Consider the following 24881-nt stretch of genomic DNA (forward strand, 5'->3'; position numbering starts at 1 on the left):
CTTAGGCGGCGGCCCGCCCGTCGTCCCCGAACGCCGCCCGCGCGAGCAGCCGCCGCAGCGCCTCGGCGCTCTCGTCCCACGACGGCGGCGCCGCCGCGACGAACGCGTCCTCGTCCCAGGTTCGCGCGAGCGCCTCGCGGAGCGCCCGGCCGAGCGCCCCGGCGTCGCGCGACGGGACGAGGAGGCCGGTGCGCCCCGGCGTCACCACATCCGGGATGCCCCCGACGCGCGTGGCCACCACAGGACGCGCAGCCGCGAGCGCCTCGAGCACCACGTTCGGCGTTCCTTCCGCCCAGCTCGGAAGCGCCAGGAGATCCGTCGCGGCGAGGTGGCGGGCGACCGCGGAGAGCGGCCTCGCCCCGACCGCGATGATCCGGCCGCGCCCCTCGCTCGGATCGGCGGGCGCGCGCTCGCGATCGCGCCGCGCGGCGGCCTGCTCGACCGCAGCCCGCTCCGGACCGTCACCGACGATCACGAGATGAACAGGCTCGCTTCCGTCGCGGCCGTCGCCTCCGAGCGCCTCGAACGCGCGCAGCAGCTCGTGGATCCCTTTCTCCCGGCTGACGTGCCCGACGAAGGTGACGATGCGCCCGCGCGCCGGGAGCCCGAGCTCGCGCCGGGCAGCGCGCCGGTCGGCAGGGCGGAAGAGCGCGCGGTCGACCCCGTTGCGGACGAGGACCGCGCGCTCCTTCGGCGCGCCGAGCGCCACGAGCGCCTCGACCATCGGCCGGCTCACGCCGATGGCGCATGCGGCGGACCGGAGCGCGCTGCCGACGAGCGGCCGCACCGAGCGCCAGCGCGCCACGACGTTCACGTCCGTGCCGTGGGCCTTCACCGCATACGGGAGGCCGAGCATCCGGGCGAGCAGCGCCGCGGCGCAGGCGTCGGGGTAGAGCCACGCCCCCAGCACGACGTCAAACCGCCCCCGCAGCCGCGGGACGTACGGCAGGAGCCCCGCCAGGTAGAGCGGCGCATTCACGGGCGCCAGCACCCGGCCCGCCCCGGGGAGGTACGGCGCGCGCGCGTGGACCACCGGAACGCCGTCGATCTCGTCGCGCGCGGGCACCGCCACCAGCCGGCCCGGGCGTGTGCGATCGCCCAGGAGCGATACGCCCGGGTGGTACGGGATCGCCGCGAGCACCTCCACGGCGCACCGGCGCGACAGCGCCGCGAGTTGCTGCCGCTGGAACGCGCACGCCAGCGGCTCAACCCGGTTCGGAAAGATGCGCGTCACCCAGAGGACGCGCAGCGGCCTCGTCCAGCCCGCCTCCTTCATGCCCACGTTCACACCAGACTTCATGGTGTAATATTTGTTACATTCGATGGGTCCGCCCTCAGCGGGGCCGCCATGGACTCCGGGGTACGTCCTGCCCTGTCGACGCACGTCCACACCGCGAGCGCGCGCATTGCACGGCCTGGCCCGGTCTCAGGAGCGTCCCTGGCGGCGCTGCGCAGCCTCTCGCGCTGCACGCGGTGGTACACGCACGCCGAGGCCAGATTTGTAATGTTGCAAACATCATCGAACGTGGGACGCTCCGGGCGCCGGGCGTGCTGCCGGGGAGGGGAGGGCGGCCGATTCGGGTCGCTCCGTGCCGCGGGGCTTGCCGCTCGACAGCGAGGGGGCGCGTGTTCTCGTTCGTCTTGCCGATGTGGGAGTCCGACGTGACGGCGCGGGCGGCGCTGGAGCAGAGCGTGGCGTCGAACGTCGGGGACGTGGGCTCGGGAGCGCTGATGGCTGGCGTCGTGGGCTCGCTCGAGGGCTCTCTCCGGGGCGAGGTGTCTCGTTATGGACTGAGCGTCGATGGAAGCTACGAGCGGGTATTTCAGGTCTCGCTCGACCCGGCTCGACTCACGCCCTCCGACAGCGCCTCGGCGCGGCTCGGCGGGGGAGCGGGCTGGGCGCTCTCGCCGCTCGCGGATCTCTCCATGGCCGCGGCCGGCTACCTCGCGACGCGCCTCGGCGTGCGCGCCGACGACGCGCTCGCCGCGCGCGATCCCTTCCTGTCCGGCGATCGCCTGCAATACACGCTCTCCGCCGCGCCGGCCCTCTCCATCACGGCGTCGCGGCGCTCCTCGGTGCGCGTCGGCGTCGGCTACGAGCAGGCGGGCGCGCTCTCGGCCGACGACCCTGCCGCGGTCGGGATCGACGCGCACACGGGGCGCGCCGAGGTGAGCACCTCGTTCGACCTCGGCGCGCTGGACACGCTGACACCCGAGCTCCGGTACGAGGTCACCCAGTACCATCACGCGTTGCTCGACACCGATCTCACGCGCGGCGCGGCCCGCGTCCACGCCGGCGCCGCGCTCCTCTCCGAGTCGCACGAGCTCACGCGGAACGTCTCGACGCGCGTCGCCGGCGGCGTGACCGTCGCGAGCCCGCCTCCGGTGCTGTCGTCGCGCGACGCGGTGATCTCGCCGGCGGCGCGGCTCGGGCTCACCTACGTGGAGGAGCGCTATCGGCTGACAGCGGGTTATGCCTATGCCTACACGTCGCTCGGGCCGAGGATCGGATTCGGACACGAGCACGAGGCGTCCCTCGAAGCGAGCTTTCGGCCCGCCCGGGGCGGCGCGACCCGCGACCTCATCGTGACCGGGGTCGCCCGCTTCTCGACCGGCAGCGCCCCCGTCGCCGCCAATCCGCCGCTCCACCTCACCCCCGGCGCGGCGGCGCCCTCCAGGGAAGGGTCGCTGTCCACGACCACCGCGCTCGCGGGCGCGGAGATCTCCTATCCCCTCTGGCGCGGGCTCGCGCTGAGCGGCGGCGTCGATCTGGAGTACATGCGCGCCGCGCTCGATCCAGCGCCGAGCGCGGGCGAGGCCGGCGGCTCGCTGAGGAGCATCGTCAGCGCCGGGATCTCGGGGACGCTATCGACGGATCGACACCGGACGCTCCGCCGCGATCCCGACGGCGCATGGGACGACGAGCGCCGCGGCGCGATGATCCAGGGGATGCCCTCCGGCCGCTGGCAGGCGCCCGAGCCAGGCCGCGAGCCCGACGACGGCGGCGACACCTCCGGCGAGGCCCCACCCGCGCGCGCCGCGCAAGCCGGCCCGCGCGCGACGCGCGACACGCGATAAGCCCCCTCGACACGCCAATCGCTCCCCCGCAGGGAGCGGCGCGCCCACCCGCGCGACGGCTCAGCCGCTGGAGCGCCGGCGAGACGACCGTGCACCGCGCGGCGCACCCCCGGCGCCGCGGCTCAGCCTCGGTCCACGTGACGCTAAGGACTCGACGTAGGCAATCCGTCGACGGCGTTCTCGCGCTGCGACTCCCCACGACAGCCCGCACGTCATCGGCGCAACGCGGCCGCGAAAGCGCCCAATTCGCCGCGCCTGACCTTGCGCGCGCCGGTTCAGTCCGCCGTCATGACATGAGATTCGTTGGACGCATCTGGCGATCTGCCCCGGTCTGCTCTAGTGTGGGTTCAACTACAACCGTATGTGCCCCGTCAGTGGCGACGCGCCGTGACGTGCGACCGCCCGGGGCCGACGAGTGGAGGGACGATGCTGGAGCTGTTCCGGTCGCCGCGCCGGGCGATGGTGTGGTTTGTCGAGGCCAGCCTGCTCTCGCTCCTGGTGTGCTGCGCGCCGGGCGTGCTCGTGGGCTGGGAGCACATGCTCGATGGGGAGCGCTTCGGACGGACAGCGAGCATCTCGTTGGTGGCGCTGGCGTCGCTCTACTATCACGGCCTCTACGGGCCCGAGCCTCCCAGGGCACGGGCGCTGGTCCTGACGACGTTCCGGGCGCTCGGCCTGGCGGCGGCTGTGCTGTGGCTCGCCTTCTGGCTCGTGCCGGACGCGGAGATCAGCGACCGGGTGATCCTGACGTCGCTCGGGGCGGCGGCGCTCGTGCTCCCCGCGTGGCGCGCGGCGTGTGATCGGGTGATGAGGAGCGAGAGCTTCTCCAAGCGCGCGGTCGTGCTGGGCTCAGGCGAGCTCGCCCGCTCGTGCGCGGCGCTCATCCGGAAGGATGGCCAGGTCCTCGGGCTGCGCCTCGCCGGCCGGCTCGTCCGAGACGAGGAGCCGATCGACGAGCCCGAGATCGCGGGGAGGTACCGTGATCTCCGCCGCCTCGTCGAGCAGCGCGGCGTCGCGGCGGTGATCGTGGCGACGTCCGATCGCCGCGCCGCCTTCCCGCTGGAAGAGTTGCTCGATCTGAAGCTCCGCGGCGTCGAGATCGAGGAGGGCATGGATTTCTACGAGCGGGTGACCGGCAAGATCTGCGTGCGCGAGCTGAAGCCGAGCCAGATCATCTTCTCTCACGGGTTCAGCGTGCGGCGGCGGACGCGGATCGCGAAGCGGATCTTCGACGTCGCGTGCGCGACCGCCGGGCTCGTCCTCGCGCTTCCGCTGATGGCGCTCACGGCCGCCCTCGTGAAGCTCGACTCCAGGGGGCCGGCGCTCTATTCGCAGATCCGGACAGGCGCTCTCGGGAAGCCGTTCAGGATCCACAAGTTCCGCTCGATGAGGACCGACGCCGAGAAGGACGGGGCGGCGTGGGCGACGGAGAACGATCCGCGCGTGACCCGCGTGGGGCGGTTCATCCGGAAGACGCGGCTCGACGAGCTGCCGCAGCTCTGGAATGTGCTCGTCGGCGAGATGAGCATGGTGGGGCCGCGGCCCGAGCGCCCCGAGTTCATCGACGCTCTGGAGAAGCAGATCCCCTTCTTCCGGCAGCGGCTCTTCGTGAAGCCGGGAGTGACGGGGCACGCACAGGTGCGCTGCCGTTACGGCGCGTCCGCCGAGGACGCGCTGGAGAAGCTCCAGTATGATCTCTATTATATGAAGAGCTTCTCGCTCTGGTTCGATATCTCCATCCTCATCGACACCGTGAAGGTCGTGCTCTGGCGCATCGGCGCACGGTGAATCGTCCGGCGGCCGCGCCGTGCAATGGCTGCGCTCTTTAACGCCGGGCTCGGTGGCGCGCCCTCTGCAGAGCACGCGCGAGAGATCGGCGGGCGTCGGTCTCCGGGGGGATCGGCGATGAAGACGTGGATGAGGGCGAGCGTCGTGAGCTCGGTGCTTCTGGTCCAGGGCTGCGCGGAGCTCGACCCGGCGCCGGGAGAGAGCGTCGCCGTCGCGGCGAGCAGCCTGAACGTCTCGACCTTCCGCTTCATGGAAGGCGGAGAGCTGCCGTATGTGCTCGGCTTCTCGCCAGAGACCGGCCAGATCCTCGGCGGCGCGCACCAGCTCCTCATCCCTCGAACCGGCGGCCGCGAGGCGCTCGACGGCGCCAACCTGCCCTCGCACCTGCACCCCGAGCTCCGGGGCTCCCTGCTCCAGCTCAACTCGACGCTCCGGGAAGGCGAGGCGCAGTCGACCGCGTTCGCCTCGAACTGGTGGCCCCAGCGGCAGAACGGCATCGCCGATCGCTGGAACTCGGCCAACAAGAACTACTCCGACCGGATCTCCGACCCGGACAACATCTCTCCCGTCGAGAAATACGATGTCCTGTTCCACTCGGGGCAGATGGAGACGCTCGGTGCCATCGCCTCCTGGAGCATGGATGACCTCAGGAGGCCTCCCTACCTGCGCAATCCTCCGTATATCCAGCCGACGGTGGTCGTGGCCGGCCCGGCCACGCGCTGGGAGCTACAGCATCACGGGCTCTACCAGGGTGTCTACCCGGAGTACTGGTGGGGGCACTGCAACGGGTGGTCGGCCTACGTCGCCGCCGAGGGGGCCGCGCCGCGCCGCGATGTCCGGGTGAAGCTCTCCGGCGCGACGGTGACCGAGTGCGCCGCGGCGGAGACCGGCTGCGTCCTGTTCCGCATGGCGGACATCGAGGCGCTCATGAGCGAGCTCTACTTCAGCGACTCGGTGACCTTCTCGGGGCGCCGCTGCGAGACGCGGGCGGATCGGACGATGCGCGACGTCTACGGCAGGCCCGTCGACCCCGCCTGCCGCGACCTGAACCCGGCCACGATGCACGTGGCCATGACCGGGCTGCTCGGGGTCGGCGCAAAGCCGCTCCACGGCGACTCGACCCAGCGCCAGAAGCTCATGTTCATCGTCGACCACACGTGGGACGTCGAGGTGTGGAGCTTCCCCGTGAAGCAGTTCTCGATCGATGTCATCGAGGAGGTGGACGTCCGGCAGGCCGCGCGGCTCCTGTGCGGCGGCGCGTATGCGGGGGCCGACTGCTACAACTACAGGTTCAACCCGAGCGCGACGCGCTTCGTCCGTGTCGCCGCGCGCTTCTGGATGATCTCCGATTCGGTCACCGGCGAGACGCTGCTCACGCCGCCCGAGCAGCGCACCGTGCCGCTCTCCGTGTCGGAGCTGCACTACGTGCTCGAGCTCGACGAGAACCTGACCATCCTGGGCGGCGAGTGGATCAAGAACCCCTCGATCGTGAACGGGGTCAACGGCAAGGAGCTCCACCCGGATTATCTCTGGATCCCGGTCCGAGCCCAGGGCACGGGCGAGGACGCCGACGATCTCGGGGGCGCCGAGGACAACCCCTACATCTCGTACGCGAAGGTCAAGGCGCTGCTCACGCTCTCGCAGCGCGACGACTGAGGCGCAACGCCGCGCGCCGCACCCGGAGCGCTCGATCTGTCAGGCGAGCGGTGCACGACGGCAGACGGCAGCGCGTCGGAGATTCAAGAAGTGTTGGCGGGGTGGACGGGACTCGAACCCGCGGCCTCCGGCGTGACAGGCCGGCGTTATAACCAACTTAACTACCACCCCAGATGTCAGGGATACGATCGCTCAGCGAGCGCTGAGCCGGCTCGGCTTTGCTTCCCATGAGCAAGCTCGCCATGAGCCAACCTCCTCGCCTGGCATGCACCGAGCGATGCAAGCCAACCGAGGGAGGCTCAGGCGAGCATCGACTCTGATGACAGGGAAGAAAGCTGGCGGGGTGGACGGGACTCGAACCCGCGGCCTCCGGCGTGACAGGCCGGCGTTATAACCAACTTAACTACCACCCCAGACTGTGACGTCGCTACAGATGACCCAGGCCCCTGGACCCAGGAAGTGGGCGGGACAGGGGTCGAACCTGCGACCATCGGCTTGTAAGGCCGACGCTCTGCCGCTGAGCTACCCGCCCCGTCGGAGAGGTGCGCGACTGTACTCGCCGAACGGAGTCCGTCAAGATTTATTTCTCGCGGCCTCCGTCCCTGGCTGATCGAGCCCGTGTCTGCCGTGGGATCTTCGCTGCGTTCGCCACGCGCCGCGCGCCGTCACGCAGGCCTGCCCCCGGCCCGGCCTCCGCCCTCGCGCTCCGCGTCCGCGTCTCGCCTCGCTCGTTTGCTGCGATGGCAAGCGCTGTCACGAATGCGCCAGGCGGACGTGCGAACAGAGCTGTTGAACCGTGTGACAACCTGACTCAGCGACACACTTCCAGCATAAAATTCCCATGTGTCCGCGCTACGCTGTGCGTCAGCGGCGCCAGTCGCGTGGTCGCGTAGTGGGAGGAGCAAGCAACGTATGGCGGAGAAGATCGGCATCCTCGTCGGCTGGGAACAGTCGTTCCCTCAGGCCTTCCTCGAGAGGTGCAACAAGATTCCGGGCGTCCGGGCGGAGATCGCGAAGTTCGGCGGGACGCCCGAGCGGTTCGAGAGCCCGTACCGGGTGCTCATCGACCGGATCAGCCAGGAGGTGAAGCACTACCGCTTCTACCTGAAGGCCGCCGCGCTCGGCGGCGCGTTCGTGATCAACGACCCGTTCTGGTGGAGCGCCGACGACAAGTTCTTCGGCTACTCGCTGGCGTCGCAGATCGGCATCGCGACGCCGCGCACCGTCATGCTGCCCCAGCGCGACTACATCCCGGCGATCGTCAAGGAGCGCAGCCTCCGCAACCTCGAGTATCCGCTCAACTGGGAGGCGATCATCGACTACGTGCGCTTCCCGGCCATCCTCAAGCCCGCGGACGGCGGGGGGTGGAAGGACGTGTCGGTGGTGCGGAGCCATGAGGAGCTGCTCGCCGCCTACAACGCCTCGGGGCAGAACGTCATGACCCTGCAGGAGTTCATCGACTTCGACGACTACGTCCGCTGCATCTGCGTCGGGAAGGATCGCGTCCTCCCGATCCAGTACGACCCCAGGGCGATCGGCCCCACGGGGCTCCGCGGCTGCTACGTGCAGCACGATAACGAGCGGTGGCTCCCGAAGGCGCTGCACGACCGCGTCATCGAGGACGCGATCAAGATCAACAAGGCGCTCGGATACGACATGAACTCGATCGAGTTCGCGATCCGCGATGGCGTCCCGTACGCGATCGATTTCACGAACCCGGCGCCGGACATGCACATCGAGCACCTGCGGGAGCGGTACTTCAACATCGCCGTCGACTGGATGGTCTCGTTCGCCGTGGAGTGCTCGAGAGGCGACCGGCGGACGAGGGACGGCTACGCGTGGTCGAGGCTCGTCCGGCCCTCCGTGGGCAAGGTCCGGCTCGGGGCCTCGTCATGACCGACGTCGAGGGGCTCCTCGACGGCCAGTTCACGCTGGGCATCGAGGAGGAGTTCCAGATCGTCGACGCGGAGACGCGCGAGCTGCGGTCGTACGTGAGCCAGCTGCTCGAGGGGGGGCAGGGCCACGAGCTCTTGCGCGGCCGGGCCCGCCCCGAGATGCACCAGTCGGTCGTGGAGACGGGCACCGGGGTCTGCCGGGACATCCGGCAGGCGAGGGGAGAGCTCGTCGAGCTGCGCGGCAGCCTGAACGCGCTCGCGCGGCGAGGGGGGATGCGGATCGTCGCGGCCGGGACGCACCCGTTCAGCGACTGGAAGAAGCAGGACATCACCGACGGCGAGCGCTACCGGTGCATCGTGGAGGACCTGCAGGACGTCGCCCGCGCCAACCTGATCTTCGGGCTGCACGTCCACGTCGGCGTCAAGGACCGCGAGGTGGCGATGGCCCTCGCGAACCAGGTCCGCTACTTCCTGCCGCACATCCTCGCGCTCTCCACGAGCTCGCCGTTCTGGCTCGGCCGCCCCTCGGGGCTGAAGAGCACGCGCAGCGAGATCTTCAAGCGCTTCCCGCGCACCGGGATCCCGGGGCTCTTCGAGTCGTACGGCCACTTCCAGCGCTTCGTCGATCTGCTCGTGAAGACGGGCTGCATCGACAACGCGAAGAAGATCTGGTGGGACGTCCGCCCGCACCCGTTCTTCGACACGGTCGAGGTGAGGATCTGCGACATGACAACGCGCCTCGACGACACCGTGGCGCTGGCCGCGCTCGTCCAGGCCGTCATGGGCAAGCTCTACCTCCTCTACCGGCGCAACCTCGGGTTCCGCGAGTACCGGCAGGAGCTCATCGAGGAGAACAAGTGGCGCGCCGTGCGCTACGGCCTCGACGGGCAGCTCATCGACTTCGGGAAGCAGGAGCAGGTCCCCGTCCGCCACCTCGTCGGCGAGCTCCTCGAGTTCGTGCAGGAGTCGGCGGAGATCTTCGGATCGCAGGGCGAGCTCGAGCGGATCCGGAGGATCCTCCACGACGGGACGAGCGCGGATCGCCAGCTCGCGGTCTACGCCCGGACGAAGAGCTTCCACGCCGTGGTCGACGACCTGATCGAGCAGTCGAGCCTCGGCCTGTAGCGCCCCGAGCTGCCCGGCGGCGGAGGCCGCCGTGGGGAGGCCGCGCGCCGGGAGGAGCCCTCCTCCCGGCCGCGGGCGGCTCCGGCGGAGGCGCTCGGCGGGGCAGGGACGGCGGGAGGCACCGAGAGGCGGCCGCCGGCCGAGGCGCGCCTCCGTGCGAGAATTTCTGCTCGCGCTCCGGCTCTGCTACCGTGCGGCCGTGGGAAACGCTCCGCATCGCTGCGTCGCAGCTCTCTCGGTGGGCTGGCTGCTCGCGCTGTCCGTCACCGCGGGCGCCGCGGGTTGCGCGTCGACCGAGTACGTCAACGAAGGTCCTGGGCAGCCGACGCCGCGGGCCTCCGGCTCGCTGCCTCCCGGATCGGTGGGCGTCTGCAAGCAGCCGCTCACCAAGCGGCCGCCCATCGTGAGCGAGGAGCTCTGGGCGCACGCGAAGCCGTGCACGTCGCGCACGCCGCCCTCCACCATCCGGCTCGGCTACGCGAAGGACGGCTCCGCGGGCGCCGATCCGGAGACGGAGCAGCTGGTCGAGAAGGTGCTGGCGGCGCTCGCCGAAGGGACGAAGCCCGACGGCGGGAACAACCAGGTCACCGGCGCGATCCGCGCGGTCCGATCCTATGCGGCGAGGAAGGACGAGCTGCGCGCCCGGATCGCGCGGGACTCGGCCTCGGATCAGGCGTGCGACGTGACCTACCTGCTCAACACGATGTCCGCCGCGCGGAGCAAGCTGTCCGGAGGCGACGCCTGCACCGCGGAGGTGTTCGACCCGGAGACGCGCGCCGACGCGTGCCTCTTCGACACGAAGCGGCCCGAGGGGCTCTGGCTGTCGAGCGGCTGGTCTTGCATGACGTTCACCGGGGCGCTCGGGAACGAGGCGTCCTGCCATCAGCTCTGCGGTTATGACGACTACTGCGCGCGGCAGGTGTACTGCGCCGCAGGCGACGTCAACCTGCTGCTCTGCGCGCTCGGCGTCTGCCTGCCGGAGCCGTCCGCCGGCATCAAGTGACGGCCGCGCGGAGCTAGTCCGCGAGGAGCGCGCTCAGCCGCTCGAGGACGCCGCGGAGCAGCTCGCGTGCGCCGCGAAGGAGCGCGCGCACGTCGCGAAGGGCGTCGTGGACCTCGCCGGGCACGGGCAGGAGGCCCGCGCGGGCGGCGAGCGCCGCCCCCGAGACGAGCAGCAGGACCACGACCAGGGCCAGGAAGATGCGGCGGGGCCACCGCCGCCGTCGGCGGGGCGCCGGCGTCATCAGGGCCGGAGGCGCGGACTTGACCGGCAGCTTGCGGCTGGAGGGCGGCGGCGGGAAGGAGGACTTGGGCGGCGGCTCGTCGAGAGAGACGGGGAGGATGCCGGCGAACGTGGCCGGCAGCGGCGTGTTCCCGGCGGGCGGCCGCTTGCTGCTGCGCGGCTCGCCTCGCCGGCCGGACGTGGCGCGGAGCTCCCCCCGCGCCGACAAGCGGCTGTCCGCGAGCTGGATCGCCGTCGCGAGCTTCTTCCGGCGCTCGGCGACGGCGTCCCCGAGCGTCTCGCGGACGAAGCGGCCGACGTCGCCCTCCGTGACCGGGGTGCCGAGAGACATCGCGATCTGGTCGAGCGTTCGCTGGAACGACGCGCAGTCGCTCCAGCGGTCCGCCGGATCCTTGGCCAGCGCGCGCTCGATCGCCAGCGCGAGATCGAAGGGGATGTCCGGCACGAGCTCGCGGATGGGGACGGGGGCGAAGCGAATGATGTTCTCCATCGTCTTCGCGTCCGTCTTGCCGCGGAACGGGTGGTAGCCGCTGAGGGTCGTGTAGAGGAGGACCCCGAGCGAGAAGATGTCGGCGCGCCGATCGACCTTGCCCGACGTGAGCTGCTCCGGCGAGAGGTACGGGATCTTGCCCTTGAGCTGGCCGGCGACGTTCGTCTCGTGCAGGCGGCCCGTCGCCTTGGCGACGCCGAAGTCGACGATCTTCACGATGCCGTCGAACGACACCATCACGTTCTGCGGAGAGATGTCGCGGTGCACGAGGTCGACGAGCCTGCCCTCGTCGTCGCGCAGCTCGTGCGCGGCGTGCAGGCCGGCGCAGATGCTCGAGGCGATGCGCAGGAGGATCGGCAGGGGGACGCCGCCGGTCGATCTCACCTGCTTGTTCAGCGAGGCGATCGTGTCGCCGTCGACCCACTCCATCACGATGTAGAGCACGCCGTTCTCGTCGCCGAGCTCGACGATCTCGACCGCGTGGGGGTGCCGGATGCGGGACGCGAGCCGCGCCTCGTCGAGGAACATCGCCTCGAAGGCCGGGTCGTCGCCGAACTCCGGCAGCATCGTCTTGATGGCGACGATCTTCTGGAAGCCGCGGGATCCCACGAGGCGCGCCGCCCAGACGGCCGCCATCCCTCCACGGGCGACCGGCATGAGGAGCTCGTAGCGGCCCAGCGTGTCTCCAGGCTTGAGGTCCGACAGGATCTGCACGCGGTGGTCCTACTAGATGGGGAGGCGGAGTTTGGAGGGGTAGGGCTCGAGTGCCACCGTTACGTTCGTGGAGGCCCGTAGCCTCGACGTCTGCCGGAGCGACGCAGCGCCATCGCGCCTGCACGTCACGAAGGAGGTCCCGCAAAGCCAGGGTGCCACGAAGCGTATACCGACCTCAAGCTCGGGGGCGAAGGCGCCTCGGAGGGACGCATCGCAGCGGAGGGTAGGCGAGCGCGGCCCGAAGAGAGGACGCGGCGAGCGCGGCCGGTGCGTTCGATGGGGCGCGCGAGGAGATCGGAACGGATGGGAACCGATGGGAGCCGAGTGCGGCGAATGGGAATGATTCGTTGCGTGTAAAGACGCGTGTAAAAGTGCGCGTAAAGGTGCGAAAAGTGCGCCAGCTCGCGTTGAAGACGCGGGCGCTGGAGTCGTGATACACGGTGAGCGACCTGCTCGACGAGGCCTCATGGAAGCCAATTTGCGCCCGATCCCGCCGCCTCACGACGAAGACAACGAAGACGTGCACTGGGCGCTGTCGACCGCGACCGCGCTGTGGGGGCGCGGGGAGCGCGATGAGGCCCTGAAATGGCTGCGCCGCGCCGCGGAGCAGGCCTCGGATGCCAACGCCGACCTGCGCGCCCTCGAGCTCTTCAAGGCCGCCGCGGAGGTGGCGCAGAAGATCGCGACGCTCGAGGCGGACACGGCCACGGCCTCGCAGCCCACGACCGCGAGCGCGCCGCCGAATGCGGCCGCGAGCGCGCCTCCCCAGGCGTCCGGCGCGCCTCCCGCGACGGCGAGCGCGGCGCCGCCCAGGCCGAGCGCGCCGGGGGCATTGGCGCGACCGTCGCATCCGCCGGGCGTGGAGGCAGGACGAGCCGAGCGCGGCGGCGCGGGCACGAGCGCGCCGCCCGCCGCGATGCGAGCACCTTCGGTCCGCGCGCCTGCCGGCGATGCGCCGACAGCGCCGAGCCCGATCACGTCCGCGGCGGCGATGTTCCGCGACGGCGCCGTGCCCAGGCCCGCGGCGGGGCCGGGCCGGCCGGCGTCGGTGGTGCCGGGGCGTGCCGCTGCGCCGGTGAGCGCAGCGGCCCTGCGCGAGGTGACCCCGACCCAGCTGTCACCCGCGGCGCGCACGCCAAGCCACGCGCCGGGGCTCCCGGCGCGCCCTGCCGCGGCGACGAAGACCGGCGCCCCGCCGGGTGCGGCCGCCTCGACGGCCGGATCGCCTGGCCGCGCCGCCCCGGCGAACGCGCGTGCGATCACCGGCTTCGCGGCGTCGCCCCACGGGAGGGTGTCGTCGACCACCGCGGTGACCGAGGAGGTCCCGGCGGTCAAGCTCCCGGCCGCGGGGGCGCTCGCTGGCGAGGAGCCGGGGCAGGGCGCGTCGGACGCCGCGCGCGAGAGTGCCAGCGGGGAGCAGCTGCCGGCCGACGCGGATCCTCCGGCCGATCAGCGCGCGACGGTGCCGACGCCGACGGCCATGGCCGCGGCGTTGGCGCGGCGGCCGGCGGTCCCGCTCGGCGCGGGCTCATCGCAGGAGGCGACCGAGCGGCGCCCGGGGCTCTGGCCGAGCTCGGACGACGAGGGCACCGCGCGCCGCCCCCTGACCCCGCAGGAGCAGCGGGTGCTGATGGAGCTCCGGATCGAGGATCTGGACGAGGAGACGCCGATGCTCGCCCTGGAGCAGCTGGCGGGCGACGGCAAGCCGCCCGCGGCCGCACCGGAGACGGGCCCGGCGTCCGACGACCGCGCCGACTGGACCGAGGCCGAGCCGGATGAAGCCGACGCCGACATCGCCTCTGCGGATCATCAGGGCGACCCGACCTTGGCGGGGGAGCCCTCGGACGCGGTGCAGGGGCAGGGCGCGGAGGAGGCGGCGTCCTGGTCGCAGGGAGCCCTCGCGGACGATCGTGGGGGCTCGTCGGAGGACTCGTCGTGGAGCGATCCGCCGTACGAAGGGGAATGGCAGGCGCCGCCGCCGCGGCTGCCCGCGTCGCAGATCGAGCCGCTGCCGGCGCTGCGGATCGCGGTGATCGGCATCTCGAGCGCCGGGGAGCTCCGGCTCGTCCCGATGGACGGCAGGAACGCTCCGCCCCGGGGCGCAGCCCTCGGGATCCTCGTCCCGCTGAGCCCCGGGGACGGCGAGACGATCGCGCGGCTGCTCCAGCTGCGCAGCTGAGCTGCCGCGGCGCCGCGGGGACACGTTCGGCAAGAAGTGGGGCATCCCGCGCGTCGGCGGTAGCCTCGGGGGATGGATGACGAACAGACAGCCCCGAAGCGGATCCGCGTGACAGGGCTGCAAGAGGCCCAGCTGCCGGCGCTCGCAGCGCTGGAGCAGGCCTGTGCGGCGATGCACCGCGAGGCTGGCCCTGGGGGGGCGGAGATCGAGGCGCGGACGCTCGCCGATCTCGCCGCGCTGACGCGGCGGCACGACGTGCGCGTGGCGGAGGCGGACGACGAGGTAGCCGGCTACCTGGCGTGGCGCGACGAGGCGCCTGGGGTCGCAGTCCTGGAGGAGCTCTCGGTGCACCCGGACCACCAGCGAGGCGGCATCGGGACGCGGCTGCTCGCGGACCTCCAGGATCGAGCGCGCGAGCTCGGCATGGATCAGGTCGTGGTGCGCTCCACGGAGAAGGCGAGCGGGGCCCGGGCCTTCTACGAGAAGAAGGGCTTCGAGCCGCTCGGCGAGGGCGCGCCGGCGAAGGTCCGCGCGTGGTGGAGCGAGCAGGAGGCCTCCGGGAGCCCGCCGGCCCGAGCCGGCGAGATCGTCCTGTGGGCGGCCATCCCGCCGCAACGCCCTGAAGCGCTGGACGAGGGCGACGGGGACGACGAGCGCAGCGAGAGCTGAGCTCGGCCGGGCGGATCGCTCGATCGGGGCCGTCGTGAGCCGGCGGGGCGCCCGGTCGAAGGGGGCGCGGTTGCAGAAGCGTGCGACGGCTCGGCCAGGGTTCGCCTGGCTGCGCTCACGCCAGCCGTGGGGTCCGGAAACCGGCCCGGTGGCGTGAGTTGACATAATGTTTCTTATGCGATCCAAGGCCGGTGCGGCGGGCAGGGGAGCTCGGCTCGATTTCACGAGCAAATCCATGCACCTGAGGGCCGATCGGGCCGCATCCCGCGGCGGTCGCCGCCGACACCGCAACCTGGGTCGGTCGGCCTCGCCCGCGGCAACCTGGGTCGGCCGCACCGCAACCTGGGTCGGTCGGCCTCGCCCGCGGCAACCTGGGTCGGTCGGCCTCCGCCTTGCCCACGGACAGCCCCTGGCTCTGGCCCGCCACGAGACCTGGGCGGAGGCACCACGCCGGAGCCCTGCAACGCGCCTCAAGGCGTCGTCCGCAACGCCCCGCGTGCCCTTCGGCCCGCCAGCATCAAGCCGGCGCGCCTCAGCCTGTGCGTGTGTTCAGCCCTTCGGAACCGGGGGCGTTTCGACGTCGAGGCTCAGCAGCGAGCCTCCGTTCGTCAGCACGAACGCACGCCGGCCGTACGCCGCCGGCGTCATCGCGATGCCGCCGCCGGTCTCGATGCCGTCGATCACGGCCCCGTCCAGCGGAGAGAACAGGAAGATCCCGTAGCGCGTGGTCGTCACCAGCAGCGCGCCCGAGAACGGCACGGGGGCCGAGATGCCGCCGTCAGGCAGGTCCCGGCGCCAGATCGTGCGGCCATCCTCCGGATCGAGCGCCCACAGGCCGGTCATGCCGGAGGACGCAAGCAGCACCTTCCGCGCGGGCACGATCGGACCGCCTCCGCTCCGAGGCTGGTGCGCAGGCTGCTCCCACAGGAGAAGCTCGGTCACGCCGACCGCCGCCTCGTTCATCCAGGCCCGGGTCCCGTTCTCTGCGTCGAGCGCGAAGACCCCGCCCGCATACCCCGCCACGAAGACCACATCGCCCGAGGCGATCTTCCCGAGGACCGGCGTGGTGTCCGTGTCGAGGTACTTCGGCGTCTGGCCGCCCGCGCTCTGCTCGGCCTCGGCAGCCAGGTCGACGAGCGCCCACTGCTCGGACCCGTCCTTGAGGTCGTAGGCCATCACGACCCCGTCCGAGAACGCGGTGTAGACCTTGTCCCGGCCGAGCGCCGGCCCCGCGTGCCCGGAGATCTCCATCCCGCCCGCCGGCGTCCTGTGCTGGTGCCAGCGCATCGCCCCCGTCGCCGCGTCGAGCGCGATCAGCGTGTCGTTCGAGTTCGTCATGTAGAGCACGCCGTCGCGCAACACCGGCCGCCGCGCGACCCTCGCGTTGGTCATGAAGCGGTAGAGCAGCGCGCCGTCGGACGCGCGCACCTTGTACAGCGCGCCATCGTCCGAGCCGAAAAAGACCGTGTCCGACGCGGCGTCGTAGAGCGGCTCGCACTGCACCGGGCCGAGCGTCTCGAAGCGCCAGAGGACGTCGCTCGTGTCCGCGCGCAGCGCGTACAGCCCGTGATCGCTCGATCCGACGAAGACGCGCCGGTGCGCCACGTCGATCTCGGGGCGGCCGCGCTCGTAGGCCTCGCCGACCTTGCGCGTCTCGGCGGTGAGCTCGCGGCGCATGGTGATGCCGAGCGCGCCGCCCGGGTGGTGCAGCCAGAGCGGCGCGTCGGGCGCCGCAGCGACGCCCAGGTTGCCGCAGCCGCTCAGCGGCGCGAGCCCCAGCCAGACGAGCGCGACGCCCGCTGCGCGGCTAGTGCGGCGCATCGCCCGCCTTCTTCTCCGCGTTCTCACGCGCCCGGCGGAGCAGCTGCTCGATCTCCTCCGGCGTCATCGACTGGCCCTTCGGACCGCCGAACGCGGCGCGGGGCGGCACGGCGGCCGGATCGATCTTGCGCAGCATCTCCTCGACGACCGCCTCGAGGAACTGGAACGGGCGGCCCTCCGTCGACGGCGCCTGGAGCTTCTCGTGCGCGCTCTTCAGCAGCTCCTTCGCCTTGTCGGTGTCGCCCTTGGCCAGGTGGAGCCGCGCCTGGTGGTACAGCGCGAGCTCCTTGTAGCCCTTCATGTCGATCGCCTCGAGCTCCTTGAACGACGCGAGCGCGCCGTCGAGATCACCCTTGCCCTCGCGGGCGAAGGCGATGCCCTCGATGGCGCGCCCCTTCACGTCGGGATCGGCCCCGGCCAGCGGCGACGAGACCACGACGCTGTACGCGTCCAGCGCGTGCGCGTAGTCCTTCTTGTCGAGCAGCACCCCGGCCTGCCCGAGCTTCGCCAGCGTCGCCGCCCCGGTGCCGGCGTGCTCGTCGATGACCTTGTTGTACTCGGCGAGCGCGGTGGCCGACCGCTCGTCCGCGGTCTTGAAGGTCCTCGTGACGTCGAACTCCTTCTCCTCCTCGGTGCGCGTGTCCTCGGCGAGCACCCTGCCCCGGTCCGCGGCGACGGCCGAGACGAGCGCCGACGAAGAGACGGCGTCCTTCTTCTCGGCCCGCGACAGGTAGAACAGCACGCCGCCGGTCGCGACGATCGCCGCCAGCGCGCCCCACTGGAGGATGTGGAAGTTCGCCTTGATCCACCGGCCGGCGCCGCTGCTCATCCGGCTGAGCGCGTCCTCGACCATCTCGCCCGGCAGCAGCTGGACCGGGCGGCGCCCCTCGGCCTGCTCCCTGCGGCGAGCGAGCAGCTCCTTCGCGCGGGCGTTCTTGTCCTTGGGCAGCTCCTCGCCGGTCGCCTTCTTCTTGCGACGGCGCGCCGTGGCCTCGTCGCGGCGGCGGGCCGCGCGGTTCGGCACCGCCTCGGCCGCCTCTTCGCCCGCCGCCTCCGGCGCGGGAGCCTCGTCCGCGTCGCCGACGCCGAGCGCATCGGCCACGCGCTGCGCGGCCTCGCCGTCGCCGTCGCCGTCGTCGCCGCCGGCGTCCTTCACCGGAGCGCCGCGCGGCGGCCTCGCCGGGGCCGCCTCCGCGGCCCCGTCCTCGTCGCCATCGCTCCGCGTGGCGACATCGCCGTCGCTCCGCGCGGATTTCTCTTCGGCCTGCTCTCGGTCCTTGTCCGACACGCGGCGGACTCTAGTCTCGCGGCCTGCGGCGTCAATCTGGCCGGTGAGCGGCGGGCGCTTCGTCGTCCGAGCGCGGCGGCGCCCCGGCCTCCCCGGGCGACCAGGGCACAGGCGGCGGGGGCGGGATCTCGTCGCTGAGCGGGACGACCGCGCACGCGGACACCTCGACGTTCTGGGTCGCGTACACCACGAAATCGCCGTAATTGCCGGCCTGCGCGCCCGCCGCAGGCGGCAGCGTCGCGAACGCCTCGGTCGGCTCGCTCCCCGGCGGGATCGCGAGCGTGACCGCGCGCTCCGGATCGAGCTCCGGCGCGCTGGCCGGGACGAGCGACGCGCCGTCCCGCTTCGGCGGGCGCCAGCCACGCGTGGGCCTGCCGAACCGCACCTCGCCGGGGCGGCCGTCGTCGGTCCGCGCGCGGCAGAGGACGCGCACGCCCTTGCCGTTGCCGGCCTTCGGGATCACGACGCCGAGGCCCACCCCGCTCTTCGCGAAGCGGCGCAGACGGCCGAGATCACGCTCGCGCGGCCCGCCGAGCAGGTCGAGGATGTCGGCCCGGAGCGCGAACCCGAGCCCCCCCGGCAGCGGATCGGGCGTGCCGAGCATGCGCAGGAGCGGCGCCCGGAGCTCGGGGCCGGCGCCGAGCTTCACGAGGGCCTCCGCGATCGCGACCCGCGCGGTCTGGTACGGCTCCTGGCTCAGCCGCTCCGCGAGCGCCGGCCGCGCGGCGTCCTCGCCGATCGCCGCGAGCGCGGCCGCGGCGTACGGGCGGAGCCGCACGTCGCCGAGCGCCGCGATGAGCGGCGGCAGCGCCGCCTTCACCCGGATCTTGGCGAGCGCGTCCACGATCTCGCGCGCCCGCTCGAACGAGGTCACCTCGCCCGCGCCGGCGCCGCCGTCCTGCTCGGGGCCGCGGACCACCTGCCGCAGCCACGCCACGAGCACGTCGTCGCCGCGGCGATCGCCCGACTCCGCCAGCGCGAGCGCCGCGAGGCGCCGCCACTTGCGATCGGGATCGACGACGAGATCGCGGGTGAGCGGCGCGCCCTCGCCGAGGCGCGTGAGCGAGAGCGCCGCCCAGCGCCGCACCTCGTCGTCCTCGTCGCGCACCAGCGCGAGGCGCAGCGAGGGCGCCGCCTCGGAGCGGCGCAGATCGAACAGCACCTCGCCCGCCTTGCGCCGGATGGCCACGTCCGCGTCGTCGAGCAGCGCCGCGACCTCGACGACCGCGTCGGCGTCGCCCGCGATGCCGCGGCGGAGCGCGTCGGGCCAGCCCTTGCCCTCCTGCCGGAGGCCGCGGACCTCGTAACGCCCGTGCGACGCCTCGATCGCGCGCAGCTCCGACCGCATCGCGCCGAGCTCCGCCGGGCGCAGCGCGGAGATGTCTTCCTGCTGGCGCGGATCGGTCGCCACGTCGTAGAGCGCGCACGCGCCGATCTTGCGCGCGCAGACGAGCCGCAGCGTGCCCTTGGCGAGCAGCGTCTGCGTGTCCGTCTCGGCGAACGCGAAGCCCGGGAGCGAGGGCGGCCCGCCCGGCGGGGCCGCCTTGCGCTGCTCCGCCGCCTCGTCGCCGGAGGCGAGCAGCGGCCCGAGATCGGCGCCGCGCACGCGCGCGGGCCTCGGGATGCCGAGCCCCGCGAGCACCGTCGGCAGGAGATCGACGAGCTGCACCGGCGCCCGGACCACGCGCGGCGAGAGCAGGCCGGGCGCGCTCACGACGAGCGGCACGCGCGCCTGCTCCTCGTACACGGTCGTGCCGTGGTAGCGACCGCCGTGCTCGCCGAACTCCTCGCCGTGATCGGCCGTGACGATCACGACGGCGTCCGGGCGCCCCTTGCGGACCTCGTCCACGATCGCGCCCACCCCCGCGTCCGCCACGGCGATCTCCGCGTCGTAGCGGTCGATGTCGCGGTCGCCGAGCGGGTGCTCCGGGTGCGCCTCGTACGGTTCGTGCGGCTCGAAGAGGTGCACCCACATGAACGCGCGCTGCTCCGGCCCGAGCCCGGCGAGGTAGCTCCGCACCTGCTCCAGCCGGAGCTGGGCGCTCGCGAACTCGACCTTCCGGTACTCGAAGTCGAGCGCCCGGTCGCGCAGCGCGCCGAAGCGCTCGCCGTCGATGAAGAACACCGCCGGCGGATAGAAGCCCGCCGTCTTGTAGCCGTAGCGGCGGAGGTGCTGCGCGAAGGTCTCGGAGTCGTCCCCGAGCCCTTGCAGCACGAGCGGGCGGATGTACTTGCCCGTCATGAGCGATGACACCGCGTACGACGTGTGCGGCGTCGGCGTGTACGCCGCGTCGAAGCGCACGCCCTCGGTCGCGAGGCGATCGAGGTTCGGGGTGATCTTCCTGTCGTAGCCGTACGCCCCCACGTGGTCGGCGCGCAGGGCGTCGACGCTGATCAGCACGACGTCGCGCCCCCGCAGATCGATGGCGTGCCCGCTCGCGCGCTCGTCGAGCGGCGCGGCGTCGAGCGGCTCGGGCGGCGACAGCACGGCGGCGAGCTCGACCACGTGGCCGAGCAGCGGGCTGTGCGTCGCGTAGATCAGCCGGATGTTGTCCGCCAGCGCGAGCCTCTCCGCGGCGCCGGGCGCGAGCGCCGCGCCGAACGCGAAGAGGACGAGCGCGAGCGCCGCGCGCACCAGCCTGGGCGAGCGCCGCGCGTGCAGGTCCTCGAGGCGCGCCGCGCGCGCAGGCAGCGCCGGCGTCGCGAAGGTCGCCGCCGCGAGGGTGAGCGCCGCGAGCCCCAGGTGGAAGGCGGCGTAGAGGCGCGGCAAGACGCGCACGTTCGCGACCTCGAGCAGGACGATCGCGCAGATCGCCGCGAGGAGGAGCCACCTGCCGGGGGCCGCGGCGCGCGCTCGCTTCAAGGCGCGCGCGGCGCGCGGCGCCGCGGCGAACGTCGCCGCGGCGGCGACGAGCGCGAGCGCCGCGATGAAGGGCGCGCGCCGGCCGCCCTCGAGCATGCGCCCCGTGGAGACCCCGAAGGCCACCGCGCCGCCGAACGCGCCCGCGATCAGCGCGGCCGCGGCGCGGAACGCCTTGCGCTCGGCGCGCATGACGATCTCGAGCACCGCGCCGAGGACGACGGCGCACGGCGCCGCGGCCGAGAGCGCGAGCGGCAGGAGGTCGCGCAGGGCGCGGCCGAGCTCGTAGGGCCCGAGGAGCTCTCGCCACCGCCACACGCCGACGACCAGGAGCTCGGCGAGCGCGAGCGCAGCGATCGCGAGGTAGGCGTCCGCCATGCGCCACCCGATCTCCGTCTCCAGCTTCCTCGGAGGCGCGTCGGAGTTCCCGCTCGGGAAGGTGGCGCGGCTCGGCGCGGGCGCCGGCGTGGACGGGCGCGCCGGCCCGGCCTGCGGGCGCGGCGCGGCCGGGGCCCGGTGGCCGGCCGGCCCCGGCGCGACGCCGGCGATCCCCTCCCCGGCGGCCGTCGTGTCAGGCCGGCTCCCCAGGAGGGGCCGCCCGGAGGGCGCGGGCCCCCCAGGAGGCCGGCTGGCGCCCCCATGGCCCCGCGGGCGCATCGGAGCGGCCCCGTTGCGCTCGGTCATGCGTAGGAGACTTCGAGGATCTCGTACGTGCGCGGCCCGGCGGGCATGTTCACGCGGACCTCCTCGCCGACCTCATGGCCGAGCAGCGCGCGCGCGAGCGGCGAGGCGATGGAGATGCGCCCGACCTTGAGATCGGCCTCCTCGGGGCCGACGATCTGGAAGCTCTGCTCCTCGTCCGTGTCCACGTTCGCGAGCTTGACCTTGGCGCCGAACTGGACCTTGCTGCCGCTCAGCTTCGACGGGTCGATCACCTCGGCGCGCGAGAGCGTCTGCTCGAGGTAGCTGATGCGGGCGACGATCATGCCCTGCCGCTCCTTGGCGGCGTGGTACTCGGCGTTCTCGGAGAGATCGCCGTGCTCCCGGGCCGTCCCGATGTCCTTGACGACCTGCGGCAGGTCGATCTCTTTCAGCCGTCGCATCTCTTCGCGGAGCCGCACTTGCCCCTCGGGCGTCATCGGTACTTTCTCGGACATGGTGGGACGCTTTTAGCATGGCTCCCGGCCGGGAGACGACGGCCCTGGGCGCGCCGATCGCCCTGGGCGCCAGGCGCCCGGACCGCAGCGCGTGCCCCCCGCCGCCTTCGCCTAGCCGCGCCAGCGAACGATCTTCCGCGGCGGCCGCCGCGCATGGGCGTCCGCTGACTTGGTCGCGCTCCGGACGAGGGCCGCCGCCGTCCTGGAGATCTCCTCGGGGTGCGGTCCGCCGTGCGGGACGGCCGCGGCGTCCACCGTCGCCGTGGCCGCGCCGGTCGCCTCGGCGACCCGCACCTCGACCGGGACGTCCGCGTCCGGGAGCCGCACGAGGCCCCGGTACACGAACTCCCCTGGCGCATCTCCGGCGTCGGCCTGCTCCAGCACGTAGCGAGCGCCGGAGGACGGCCGTCCGACGGCCTGCGTCACAGCTGCGGCCCCGCGGGGGCGCGGCGCGACGCCGCCTTCTTCGCAGGCGTGGCGCGCGGCCCGCCCATCTCGTCGAGGAACCGGCGCGCGGTCACGGCGAACGGGCCGCCCCAGTCCCGGATGACCGACTCGAACACGGCGCGCGCCTCGTCGGGCTTCTTCATCTTGAGGAGCGTCTCGCCCTTGAGGACGAGCGCCTCCGGGTCGAGCCCGGAGCCAGGGAAGGTCCGCAGCGCGTAGTCGATCCGCGCGAGGGCCGCGTCGAACGCGTCTTCCTTGAGGTAGTAGCGCGCGACGTAGAGCTCGTGGCGCACGAGCCGCCCCGTCACGACCTCGAGCATGTAGGCCGCGTCCTCGCGGTACCGGCTGCGCGGGTACTGCCGGAGGAACGTCCGGATCTCCTTGTAGGCCTCGAGCGTTGTCGCCTGATCACGCTCCTCGGCCGGCGGCAGGAACACCGTGTCGTCGATGTCCAGGTAAAGCGCCTTCGCCATCCGGTACTTCGCGTACTCGACATTCCGGTCCGTCCGGTGCTCCTGGATGAACGCGCGGTACTCCGAGATCGCCTCCGGGTACTTCCCCTGCTCGAAATCGAGGTCCGCGATCCTGAGATCGGCGAGCCGGGCGTAGCGGCTGTAAGGGAAGAGCCGCTTCACCTCGCCGAAGAGGGCGCGAGCGTCCTCCCAGTCCTTGGCCTGGAAGGAGGCCATCGCCTCGTTGTACGCGGCGCGCGCGTCCTCGGTGTACGTGAGGGTCGCGGTGCGGCCGTCGTTGAGCTCAAAATCGCAGCCCACGAGCCCGCCGAGGGCAGCGAGGCACCCGGCGAGGGCGAGGACAGCGGCGGAGGGTCTCATCGAGCAGGCCTCGTACCCAATCCGGCGCCGGCGCGCCAGGGCTTCCGCCGCGGAGCCGGGCCTGTGCTCCTTCGCTCCCCGCATCGTGGCGCACGGCTGAGCTGGGGTATGGTCGACCCATGCCCGCTTCCTCTCCGCCGCCCGCCCCAGCGGCCACCGCCCCGCCCGGAGGCGCCGCCGCGCCCACCGTGCTCGTGGTGGACGACGAGCGCAACATCCGCCGCACCCTCGCGCTGGTGCTGCAGGGCGAGGGCTACCAGGTCGCGGAGGCCCCGAGCGCCGAGGCGGCGCTGGAGCTGCTCGCGCACGGCGACAGCCCCGTCGACCTCGCCCTCGTCGACCTGCTCCTGCCCGGCATGAACGGCCTCGACCTCCTCCAGCGCGTGCGCCAGGACGACGCCACCCGCGAGCTCCCGGTGATCGTGATCAGCGGCCACGCGACCGTCAACGACGCGGTGAAGGCGATCAAGCTCGGCGCCAGCGACTTCTTCGAGAAGCCGCTGAACCGCGAGCGCGTGCTCGTGGGCGTGAAGAACGCGCTGCAGAACTCACGGCTCGCTCGAGAGGTCGAGGATCTCAAGGCGCAGGTGCAGGCGCGCTACGAGATGATCGGCCAGAGCGCGGCGATGCAGCGGCTGTTCAAGGAGATCGACCGCGTCGCGCCCACGAAGGCGAGCGTGCTCATCACGGGAGAGAGCGGCACGGGCAAGGAGCTCGTCAGCCGCGCCATCCACCGGCTGTCGCCGCGGGCGCGGGGCCCCTTCGTCCGGGTCAACTGCGCCGCCATCCCGCGCGAGCTCATCGAGAGCGAGCTCTTCGGCCACGAGCGCGGCGCGTTCACCGGGGCGAGCGGACCGAAGCGGGGCTTCTTCGAGCAGGCCCACGGCGGCACGCTGTTCCTCGACGAGATCGGCGACATGGACCTCACCGCCCAGGCCAAGGTGCTGCGCGCGCTGCAGTCGGGCGAGATCTGCCGCGTCGGCAGCGAGCACAGCCGGCACGTCGACGTCCGCGTGCTCGCCGCGACGAACAAGGACCTCTCTCGCGAGGTCGCCGCGCTGCGCTTCCGCGAGGACCTCTTCTTCCGCCTCGCCGTGTTCCCCATCAAGAGCCCGGCGCTGCGCGACCGCATGGAGGACCTGCGCGCGCTCGCCGACGCGTTCATGGCGGCGTTCTGCAACGAGAACGGCCTCAAGCAGAAGGCCATCGATCCGGTGGTCTACGCCGCGCTCGAGCGCCGGAGCTGGCCGGGCAATGTCCGCGAGCTCAAGAACGTGATCGAGCGCGCCGCGATCCTCTCGGGCGATGTCGTCACGATCGCCGATCTCCCGGAGGATCCGCACGAGAACCCGTTCGAGGACGACGCGCAGGGGGGCGACGGCGCGCCGGCGCCCCCCGCCCACGGCGCGGCCGAGCCGCCCGCGGGCGCGGCCCGCCACGAGCCGGAGCGCCCTCGCCTCACGCTCCGCGAGTTCCGCGATCGGGCCGAGCGCCGCTACATCGTCGAGGTGCTGGCCAGCCTCGACTGGAACATCTCGCGCGCGGCCGTCCTGCTCGGCGTCGAGCGCACGAACCTCCACAAGAAGATCCGCGCGTACGGCATCAAGCGAGGTGAGGCGCCGTAGCCAAGACCTGCGC

Annotated in this window: 17 protein-coding genes and 3 tRNA genes; 9 read left to right on the forward strand and 11 right to left on the reverse strand. The window is 72.6% G+C overall.

Translation table 11 applies throughout. The annotated features are described in order from the left end of the window. Position 1: 1 nt before the first annotated feature. A complete protein-coding gene (locus tag WMF45_RS20350; protein ID WP_437718542.1) occupies positions 2–1300 on the reverse strand; it encodes a glycosyltransferase family 4 protein in 1299 nt (432 codons plus the stop codon). A gap of 326 nt (positions 1301–1626) precedes the next feature. Between WMF45_RS20350 and WMF45_RS20355 the strand changes: the two genes are divergently transcribed. From WMF45_RS20355 to WMF45_RS20365, 3 genes are all read left to right on the forward strand, one after another. After that, positions 1627–3078, forward strand: coding sequence for a hypothetical protein (locus WMF45_RS20355; protein WP_437718543.1), 1452 nt, complete (start codon positions 1627–1629; stop codon positions 3076–3078). A gap of 426 nt (positions 3079–3504) precedes the next feature. Next, a complete protein-coding gene (locus WMF45_RS20360; protein ID WP_437718544.1) occupies positions 3505–4866 on the forward strand; it encodes a sugar transferase in 1362 nt (453 codons plus the stop codon). A gap of 117 nt (positions 4867–4983) precedes the next feature. Beyond that, complete coding sequence (locus tag WMF45_RS20365) at positions 4984–6522, forward strand: hypothetical protein (protein ID WP_437718545.1); 1539 nt, start codon at positions 4984–4986, stop codon at positions 6520–6522. A 94-nt stretch (positions 6523–6616) separates the two neighbouring features. On the opposite strand, the gene WMF45_RS20370 is transcribed toward WMF45_RS20365, so the two are convergent. From WMF45_RS20370 to WMF45_RS20380, 3 genes are all read right to left on the reverse strand, one after another. Beyond that, positions 6617–6693 (reverse strand) — tRNA-Asp (locus WMF45_RS20370). A gap of 165 nt (positions 6694–6858) precedes the next feature. Further along, positions 6859–6935: transfer RNA gene (locus WMF45_RS20375), tRNA-Asp, on the reverse strand. Between the two features lie 47 nt (positions 6936–6982). Further along, positions 6983–7054, reverse strand: a tRNA-Val gene (locus WMF45_RS20380). A gap of 380 nt (positions 7055–7434) precedes the next feature. On the opposite strand from WMF45_RS20380, the gene WMF45_RS20385 reads away from it, so the two are divergent. From WMF45_RS20385 to WMF45_RS20395, 3 genes are all read left to right on the forward strand, one after another. After that, a complete protein-coding gene (locus WMF45_RS20385; protein ID WP_437718546.1) occupies positions 7435–8418 on the forward strand; it encodes an ATP-grasp domain-containing protein in 984 nt (327 codons plus the stop codon). Then, positions 8415–9542, forward strand: coding sequence for a carboxylate-amine ligase (locus WMF45_RS20390; protein ID WP_437718547.1), 1128 nt, complete (start codon positions 8415–8417; stop codon positions 9540–9542). The genes WMF45_RS20385 and WMF45_RS20390 overlap by 4 nt, the downstream gene beginning before the upstream one ends. 199 nt (positions 9543–9741) lie before the next feature. Further along, the gene (locus WMF45_RS20395) at positions 9742–10545 is read left to right on the forward strand and encodes a hypothetical protein (protein ID WP_437718548.1); all 804 of its coding nucleotides are present in this window, start codon (positions 9742–9744) and stop codon (positions 10543–10545) included. 13 nt (positions 10546–10558) lie between these two features. Here WMF45_RS20395 and WMF45_RS20400 read toward each other — a convergent pair whose 3' ends face one another. Then, a complete protein-coding gene (locus tag WMF45_RS20400; protein ID WP_437718549.1) occupies positions 10559–11989 on the reverse strand; it encodes a serine/threonine protein kinase in 1431 nt (476 codons plus the stop codon). A gap of 466 nt (positions 11990–12455) precedes the next feature. On the opposite strand from WMF45_RS20400, the gene WMF45_RS20405 reads away from it, so the two are divergent. Both WMF45_RS20405 and WMF45_RS20410 read left to right on the forward strand, forming a co-directional pair. Further along, positions 12456–14168, forward strand: coding sequence for a hypothetical protein (locus WMF45_RS20405; protein ID WP_437718550.1), 1713 nt, complete (start codon positions 12456–12458; stop codon positions 14166–14168). 72 nt (positions 14169–14240) lie between these two features. Continuing rightward, positions 14241–14837 (forward strand): GNAT family N-acetyltransferase, encoded by a 597-nt coding sequence (locus WMF45_RS20410; RefSeq protein WP_437718551.1) that lies wholly within the window; start codon positions 14241–14243, stop codon positions 14835–14837. A 549-nt stretch (positions 14838–15386) separates the two neighbouring features. Here the strand turns inward: WMF45_RS20410 and WMF45_RS20415 are convergent. From WMF45_RS20415 to WMF45_RS20440, 6 genes are all read right to left on the reverse strand, one after another. Then, positions 15387–16658, reverse strand: a complete 1272-nt coding sequence (locus WMF45_RS20415; RefSeq protein WP_437718552.1) for an outer membrane protein assembly factor BamB family protein — start codon at positions 16656–16658, stop codon at positions 15387–15389. Further along, a complete protein-coding gene (locus tag WMF45_RS20420; protein ID WP_437718553.1) occupies positions 16645–17946 on the reverse strand; it encodes a hypothetical protein in 1302 nt (433 codons plus the stop codon). The genes WMF45_RS20415 and WMF45_RS20420 overlap by 14 nt, the downstream gene beginning before the upstream one ends. Before the next feature lie 31 nt (positions 17947–17977). Next, positions 17978–21490: a sulfatase-like hydrolase/transferase gene (locus WMF45_RS20425; RefSeq protein WP_437718554.1), complete on the reverse strand. Its 3513-nt coding sequence runs from the start codon at positions 21488–21490 to the stop codon at positions 17978–17980. Beyond that, positions 21487–21963 (reverse strand): transcription elongation factor GreA, encoded by a 477-nt coding sequence (gene greA, locus WMF45_RS20430; RefSeq protein WP_437718555.1) that lies wholly within the window; start codon positions 21961–21963, stop codon positions 21487–21489. The genes WMF45_RS20425 and greA overlap by 4 nt, the downstream gene beginning before the upstream one ends. 111 nt (positions 21964–22074) lie before the next feature. Beyond that, positions 22075–22389: a hypothetical protein gene (locus tag WMF45_RS20435; RefSeq protein WP_437718556.1), complete on the reverse strand. Its 315-nt coding sequence runs from the start codon at positions 22387–22389 to the stop codon at positions 22075–22077. Beyond that, positions 22386–23243 (reverse strand): outer membrane protein assembly factor BamD, encoded by an 858-nt coding sequence (locus tag WMF45_RS20440; RefSeq protein ID WP_437718557.1) that lies wholly within the window; start codon positions 23241–23243, stop codon positions 22386–22388. The genes WMF45_RS20435 and WMF45_RS20440 overlap by 4 nt, the downstream gene beginning before the upstream one ends. 119 nt (positions 23244–23362) lie before the next feature. Here WMF45_RS20440 and WMF45_RS20445 point away from each other — a divergent pair, with 119 nt between their 5' ends. Continuing rightward, positions 23363–24868, forward strand: coding sequence for a sigma-54-dependent transcriptional regulator (locus WMF45_RS20445; protein ID WP_437718558.1), 1506 nt, complete (start codon positions 23363–23365; stop codon positions 24866–24868). The last annotated feature ends 13 nt before the right edge of the window (positions 24869–24881 follow it).

It is taken from the genome of Sorangium sp. So ce448, from assembly GCF_051520915.1.
Lineage (GTDB): Bacteria > Myxococcota_A > Polyangia > Polyangiales > Polyangiaceae > Sorangium > Sorangium cellulosum_B.

What these genes read in the sequence shown, in the direction of transcription:
- WMF45_RS20350 (WP_437718542.1), bottom strand. Translation starts at nt 1,300, where the DNA reads ATGAAGTCTGGTGTGAACGTGGGCATGAAGGAGGCGGGCTGGACGAGG.
- WMF45_RS20360 (WP_437718544.1), top strand. Translation starts at nt 3,505, where the DNA reads ATGCTGGAGCTGTTCCGGTCGCCGCGCCGGGCGATGGTGTGGTTTGTC.
- WMF45_RS20365 (WP_437718545.1), top strand. Translation starts at nt 4,984, where the DNA reads ATGAAGACGTGGATGAGGGCGAGCGTCGTGAGCTCGGTGCTTCTGGTC.
- WMF45_RS20385 (WP_437718546.1), top strand. Translation starts at nt 7,435, where the DNA reads ATGGCGGAGAAGATCGGCATCCTCGTCGGCTGGGAACAGTCGTTCCCT.
- WMF45_RS20390 (WP_437718547.1), top strand. Translation starts at nt 8,415, where the DNA reads ATGACCGACGTCGAGGGGCTCCTCGACGGCCAGTTCACGCTGGGCATC.
- WMF45_RS20405 (WP_437718550.1), top strand. Translation starts at nt 12,456, where the DNA reads ATGGAAGCCAATTTGCGCCCGATCCCGCCGCCTCACGACGAAGACAAC.
- WMF45_RS20410 (WP_437718551.1), top strand. Translation starts at nt 14,241, where the DNA reads ATGGATGACGAACAGACAGCCCCGAAGCGGATCCGCGTGACAGGGCTG.
- WMF45_RS20415 (WP_437718552.1), bottom strand. Translation starts at nt 16,658, where the DNA reads ATGCGCCGCACTAGCCGCGCAGCGGGCGTCGCGCTCGTCTGGCTGGGG.
- WMF45_RS20425 (WP_437718554.1), bottom strand. Translation starts at nt 21,490, where the DNA reads ATGACCGAGCGCAACGGGGCCGCTCCGATGCGCCCGCGGGGCCATGGG.
- greA (WP_437718555.1), bottom strand. Translation starts at nt 21,963, where the DNA reads ATGTCCGAGAAAGTACCGATGACGCCCGAGGGGCAAGTGCGGCTCCGC.
- WMF45_RS20440 (WP_437718557.1), bottom strand. Translation starts at nt 23,243, where the DNA reads ATGAGACCCTCCGCCGCTGTCCTCGCCCTCGCCGGGTGCCTCGCTGCC.
- WMF45_RS20445 (WP_437718558.1), top strand. Translation starts at nt 23,363, where the DNA reads ATGCCCGCTTCCTCTCCGCCGCCCGCCCCAGCGGCCACCGCCCCGCCC.